The following is a 6542-nucleotide window of genomic DNA, read 5'->3' on the forward strand; positions in this document are numbered from 1 at the left end:
CGCGAGAATCGCGAATGCAGGGGCCCGCGCAGTGAAGTACCGGCGCAGTGAAGTACCGCCTTCACGGAACCAAGCCTTGTGAAACAACCGGCATCCCCGTCTGGAGCAGGTTCTACGTGATTTCGACCGTCATTCGACTGGCCCGGGTGGGCAGCGGGTCGGAGCTGGCCGCGGCAGTCCTCATGGGACTGGGCTACCCGGCCGTCATGCTCGCCGCGCTGATCCCGAACATCTGGCTCTTCGCGGCAGCCGGCGCCGTCACCTACGCCGCCGACTGGTACCTGCACCAGAAGAACAGCTACCTGGTCAACCGCCTCAACAGCGTCCGCGCCGGGCTGCCCATCCGCTTCCTGCTGCGCCAGCTGCTGCTCATCCTGCTCCTCGCCCGCGAGAACCTCGCCGAGCAGCCGGTGTTCTACGCGACGGTCGCCTGCTTCCTGCTCTTCTACGGCCTCCAGGCCCCGCACGGCGCGCTCGCCACCCTCATCAAGCTCCGCCGCACCATGCCGGTCGTCACCCGCAACGTCGACCTGCACGGCGTACGCATCCCCGACGCCCCGCCGAGCACGCTGCTGCACCGCTCCGGCGAGAAGATGCTCCACCTCGACCTCCCCGCCGTCATCGGCGTCGTCGCCGCCGTCGCCACCGGCCGCACCACGCCCGCCTACGCGGGCGTCGCCGCCACCCTCGGCCTGGGCGTCCTGTACATCCTGCTCCTCGCCCCGTACCTGCGCCGCAAGCGCCGCGTCCCCGGCACGGGCACCGTCCTCAAGGCCGTCGACACCTGGCTGCGCGAATACCAGCCCACCGTCGCCCTGTACTTCTCCGGCTCCGACGACTCCGCCTACCAGGTCAACATGTGGCTGGAGACCATGGAGCAGGTCGACGGCCGGCCGATCGTCATCATGCGCGAGCCGAGCCTCGTCCCCAAGCTCGGCGACACCTGGGTGCCCATCCTGTGCATCCCCGGCGGACAGCACGTCATGGCCCGCGACTGGTCCACCGTGCGCGTCACCCTCTACCCGGCCAACGTCGGCAAGAACATCCACATGCTGCGCGTACCGACCTCCAAGCACGTCTTCATCGGCCACGGCGACAGCGACAAGCTCGCCAGCGTCAACCCCTTCTCCAAGGTGTACGACGAGGTGTGGACCGCCGGCCGCGCCGGCCGCGACCGCTACGCCCTCGCCGACGTCGGCGTCCGCGACGAGGACATCGTCGAGGTCGGCCGCCCCCAGCTCGCCCCCATCCGCCGCTGGACGGGCACCCCCGCCAACCCGGTGCCCACCATCCTGTACGCCCCCACCTGGGAGGGCTGGGACGGCAACCCCGGCAACACCTCCCTCCTCCGCGCCGGCGAGAACATCGTCCGACGGCTCCTCGACGCCGACCGGCCCGTCCGCCTCATCTACAAGCCCCACCCCTTCACCGGCCTCGTCGACAAGAAGGCCAAGGCCGTCGACGAACGCATCCGCAAGCTCGTCACCGACGCCGCGGCCGAGCGCGCCACCGACCCGCGCTGGGCCGCCGAGGCCGCAGCCGCACAGGCCGGACAGGCCGCCGCGCGCGCCGAACTCCTCCGCGTCGAGGCCCGCCTCACCGCCCTCGCCCGCCCCGGCCGCAAGGGCAGCGACACCGCCGAGACCTCCCGCGTCTCCCTCGCCGACCCGCACCGCCTCGCCGAGGTCAAGCGCCTGCGCGCCGAGTGGAACGACGCCTACTGGCGCTCGGCCGGCTGGTGGGAGCACCGCGTCGTCACGGGCGCCGAACCGCGCCTCTACGACTGCTTCAACGAGGCCGACGCCATGGTCTCCGACATCTCCAGTGTCGTCTCCGACTTCATCGCCAGCGGCAAGCCGTACGCCGTGACCGACTCGGCGGAGCTCGGCGCGGACGAGTTCCGCCGCCAGAACACCGCCGTGCGCGCCGCGGTCATCCTCTCCAACAGCGCCGCCGAACTCGACGAGCTCCTCGCCGCCGTCGCCGAACCCGCCGCCGACCGGACGGCACGCGAACGGCGCGAGCTGAAGCAGTACCTGCTCGGCCCCGACGAGCCCACCTCCATGGAGCAGTTCAACACCGCGGTGCGCACGCTCACCGCCAAGGCCGAGGCCCGCAACGCCGGCGTCGCCCAGCGGCTCGCCGGACAGCGCATCGGCGAGGTCGACCGCGAGGACGACGCCCCTCCGCTCGGCGCCCCCGCCGACACCGCGAACGACCCGACCGACCCCGCCGACCGACCCGCGGACGACGGCACGACCGACGCGCTCGGCGGCGGCGCGCTGGGCGCCGGCGGGCTGGGCGGCCTCGTCGAGGACGACGAGGAGGACGCCGCGGAGACCACCGCGGTCGGCTGAGCACCACCCACCCGCGCGCCGACGGTACATCGGGCTGCGGGTACTTCGGGCCGCCGGCACACCAGGCCATCCGCGCACCGGAGCCGCCGGCATGTCGGGAACGACGCCCGCACCCCGCGGAAGCGCAACCCCCGGGACGTGTCCACGGACCTGTCCACCCGATGGAACGAACGCGCGGCGACCACCCCGACTGGCATAGATTCGCCCCGTGACAGTGGCAAGGCAGTTCGTGACGGAAGCCCGCAGGATCGTCGTCAAGGTCGGCTCCTCCTCCCTGACCACCGCCTCCGGCGGCCTCGACGCCGACCGGGTCGACGCCCTCGTCGACGTACTCGCCAAGGTCCGCGGCGACACCCGCCGCGAGATCGTCCTCGTGTCGTCCGGCGCCATCGCCGCCGGCCTCGCACCCCTCGGACTCGACCGCCGCCCCAAGGACCTCGCCCGGCAGCAGGCCGCCGCCAGCGTCGGCCAGGGCCTCCTCGTCGCCCGCTACACCGCGTCCTTCGCCCGCTACGGCGTCCGCGTCGGACAGATCCTCCTCACCAGCGACGACATGAGCCGCCGCGCCCACTACCGCAACGCCTACCGGACACTCGACCAGCTCCTCGCCATGGGCGCCCTCCCCGTCGTCAACGAGAACGACACCGTCGCCACCGACGAGATCAGGTTCGGCGACAACGACCGGCTCGCCGCCCTCGTCGCCCACCTCGTCCGCGCCGACCTGCTGGTCCTCCTCTCCGACGTGGACGGCCTCTACGACGGCGACCCGAGCCGTCCCGGAACCACCCGCGTCGCCGAGGTGCGCGGCCCCGCAGACCTCACCGGCATCGAGATCGGATCCGCGGGGAAGGCCGGCGTCGGCACCGGCGGCATGGTCACCAAGGTGGAAGCCGCCCGCATCGCCGCCGCCGCCGGCATCCCCGTCGTCCTCACCTCGGCCAGCCGCGCCGCCGACGCCCTCGCCGGACGCGACACCGGGACGTACTTCCACCGCACCGGCCGGCGCTCCGCCGGGCGCCTGCTGTGGCTGGCGCACGCCTCCGCACCCCAAGGCGCCCTCACCCTCGACGAAGGCGCCGTCCACGCCGTCGTGCAGGGCCGCAAGTCCCTGCTCCCGGCCGGCATCGCCGCCGTCGAGGGCGACTTCGCCGCCGGCGACCCCGTCGAACTGCGCGACGGCGAGGGCCGGCCGGTCGCCCGCGGCCTCGTCAACTTCGACGCCAAGGAGGTCCCCCAGCTCCTCGGCCGCTCCACCAAGGAACTGGCGAAGGAACTCGGACCGGCGTACGAGCGGGAGGTCGTACACAGGGACGATCTCGTCGTCCTGCACCCCTGGAACGGCTGAAAGTCGGGTCAACCTCCGGAGAGCTTCCCCAAAACCACCCCACGTGCGGCCCGGGGCTGGTCAACTTTGTCCGGGGGGTAAGTGGGGTGACAGCACGACAACGCATCAACAGGAGGCCGCCGGTGAGACGAGCGCGCCCAGGGGCGCTGCCCCGCGGGACGACCGAACGCGCCTTGACCAGTGTCGAGGCCGGGGCCGATTTCGACGACTCGGTCCTCCGGCCCGGAACCGGCACGACCACCGACGCCGGAACCGGCACCGGCACCGGCACGGGAGCCGCCGACGGCACCCCCGACCGGCCGGTGTCCAAGCTGTGGCACATCACCCTCACCGTGTCCGGCCGGGAAGCCCCGCTGAACGAGGTCCGCCGGGCGCTGGAACAGCTCGCCCACGACCACCCCTTCCTGCTGACCAGCAGATACGCCACCGACCACGCCGAGATCCGGTACTGGGAGGAGGCCCGCGACCTGCACGACGCGGCAGCCGTCGCCCTGCGCCTGTGGGGTGAGCACCGGCAGAGCGCCAAGCTGCCGCCGTGGGAGATCGTCGGCCTGGAGGTCATCGACCGCGAGACCTACCACCAGCGCGTCGCCGAGGGGTACGGACCGCCACCCGCGGCCCCCGTCGGCGTCCACCCGTACTGAACCGGCGCCCGGACGCGGGCCCCCGGGCGCGGCCCCGGACCCGCGCCCGGGCGCCGCGGCCGGACCGCCGCCGGGGCGCGTCGGGGGCGCGTCCGGGCCCCACACGGCGCTCGCTTTCAGCCACGGTCGCGGCCCGGCGCCCGCGGCCCGGCACCGCACCCCACCCGGCACACCGGCCGAACACATCCGCACCGCCCGTACCCGACGGTCACCGCGGGTGTCCCGCACGTGTCTCGTACGGCGGGACGCAGCCGGACATATGCGGGGTGTCCGCGCGGCGCGCATTACCCTGCGGGCATGACCTCGCGATCCGCCTCCCCGTCCATGCACCCGTACGACGACATGTCGCCGGTGGCACAGGCCGCCTACCGGGCCCGCGCCGCCTCCGCCGACATCGCGCCGCTGCCGCGCGCGGCCAAGGACGACGCGCTGCTGGCCATGGCCGACGCCCTCGAAGTCCGCACGGCCGACATCGTCCGGGCGAACGCCGACGACGTGGCCAGGGCCCGCGAGGCCGGCACCAGCGAGTCGATCGTCGACCGCCTGACCCTCACCCCCGAGCGCGTACGCGCCATCGCCGCGGACGTCCGCCACGTCGCCGGGCTGCCCGACCCGGTCGGCGAAGTCGTCCGCGGCTCGACCCTCCCCAACGGCCTCGACCTGCGGCAGGTACGCGTCCCGCTCGGCGTGGTCGGCATCATCTACGAGGCCCGCCCGAACGTCACCGTCGACGCCGCGGCCCTCTGCCTCAAGGCCGGCAACGCCGTCCTGCTGCGCGGCTCCTCCTCGGCGTACGCCTCCAACACCGCCCTGGTACGGGTGCTGCGCGACGCCGTCGGCGGCGCCGGACTCCCCGCCGACGCCGTGCAGCTCGTGCCGGGCGAGTCGCGCGACTCGGTCCGCGAGCTGATGCGCGCCCGCGGCCTGGTCGACGTCCTCATCCCGCGCGGCGGCGCCTCCCTGATCCGCACCGTCGTCGAGGAGTCCACCGTCCCCGTCATCGAGACGGGCACCGGCAACTGCCACGTCTACGTCGACTCGCAGGCCGACCTCGACATGGCCGTCGACATCCTCATCAACTCCAAGGCGCAGCGCGTCAGCGTGTGCAACGCCGCCGAGACCCTCCTCGTCCACCAGGACATCGCCGACCGGTTCCTGCCGCGCGCCCTGGACGCCCTCGCCGAGGCGGGCGTCACCGTCCACGGCGACGAGCGGGTCCTCGCCCACGCGGAGGGCTCCAAGGCCACGGTCGTCCCCGCCACCGCGGAGGACTGGGAGACCGAGTACCTCTCCCACGACATCGCCGCGGCAGTCGTCGACTCGCTGGACTCCGCCGTCGCCCACATCCGGCTGTGGACGTCCGGTCACACCGAGGCGATCGTCACCACCTCGCAGGCCGCCGCCCGCCGCTTCACCCAGTTGGTGGATTCCACGACGGTCGCCGTGAACGCCTCGACGCGCTTCACGGACGGTGGCCAGTTCGGGTACGGGGCGGAGATCGGCATCTCCACGCAGAAGCTCCACGCCCGCGGTCCCATGGGCCTGCCCGAGCTCACGTCGACGAAGTACATCGTCACCGGCGACGGTCACATCCGGTAACCGCCGCCCACCCGCGCCCGCACGACGGCAGGGGGAAGCTTGCCTGCTCTCCCTGCCGAAGGACACCGTCCGGGGCTACGCTGAGCACGTGCCGGACGACGTGGGGGGCAGGCCGTTTCCGGACGGCCGAGAGCCCGACGACGACCGCGGAGGCGCTGACGAGGACTTCGCCTCCGTGGTGTTCGACGAGGACTTCGTACGGACCGCCGCGTTCCACGAGCCGACCGCCGTCGAGCGGCTCCTCGCCGCGGCCGAGGCCCGTGCCGACGCGGACGCCGCCAGAGCGCGCGGCCGCGGCACCCACCCGGACGACGACCCGTACGGGCCCGGCTTCCACGACGACGACCGCGACGACGACCCGTACGAGCCCTACGACCCGTACGACCCGTACGGTCCCCACGGCGGCGCCCTGCGCCCGTACCGGCCCGGATCGCGCTGGTACCGCCCCGTCGCCTGGGTCGTCGCCCTCCTGATGGGCCTCGGCATGGTCGCCCTCGCCTTCACCGCCGTGTACCGCAGCTCCTCCGGCGACCGCGAGGAGCAGGTGCCGACGCCGGCGAGTACCGACGTCACCTCGGACGGCCCCCCTCCCCCCTC

General features: G+C 73.4%; 5 protein-coding genes. All 5 read left to right on the forward strand.

Annotated elements, in window-relative coordinates:
- The first annotated feature begins 116 nt into the window (after positions 1 to 116).
- Positions 117 to 2357, forward strand: a complete 2241-nt coding sequence (locus LPA54_RS07965) for a hypothetical protein (protein ID WP_228975185.1) — start codon at positions 117 to 119, stop codon at positions 2355 to 2357.
- 208 nt (positions 2358 to 2565) lie between these two features.
- Entirely contained in the window at positions 2566 to 3702 is a 1137-nt protein-coding gene (gene proB, locus LPA54_RS07970) for a glutamate 5-kinase (RefSeq protein WP_228975186.1), read from the forward strand.
- Positions 3703 to 3824: 122 nt separating this feature from the next.
- Positions 3825 to 4346 (forward strand): hypothetical protein, encoded by a 522-nt coding sequence (locus LPA54_RS07975; RefSeq protein WP_228975189.1) that lies wholly within the window; start codon positions 3825 to 3827, stop codon positions 4344 to 4346.
- Between the two features lie 297 nt (positions 4347 to 4643).
- The gene (locus LPA54_RS07980) at positions 4644 to 5945 is read left to right on the forward strand and encodes a glutamate-5-semialdehyde dehydrogenase (protein WP_228975190.1); all 1302 of its coding nucleotides are present in this window, start codon (positions 4644 to 4646) and stop codon (positions 5943 to 5945) included.
- 88 nt (positions 5946 to 6033) lie between these two features.
- Positions 6034 to 6542, forward strand: a 509-nt coding sequence (locus LPA54_RS07985; protein ID WP_228975192.1) for a hypothetical protein, incomplete at its 3' end; no start/stop codon positions are given.

This window comes from Streptomyces sp. DH12 (assembly GCF_020873895.1).
Lineage (GTDB): Bacteria > Actinomycetota > Actinomycetes > Streptomycetales > Streptomycetaceae > Streptomyces.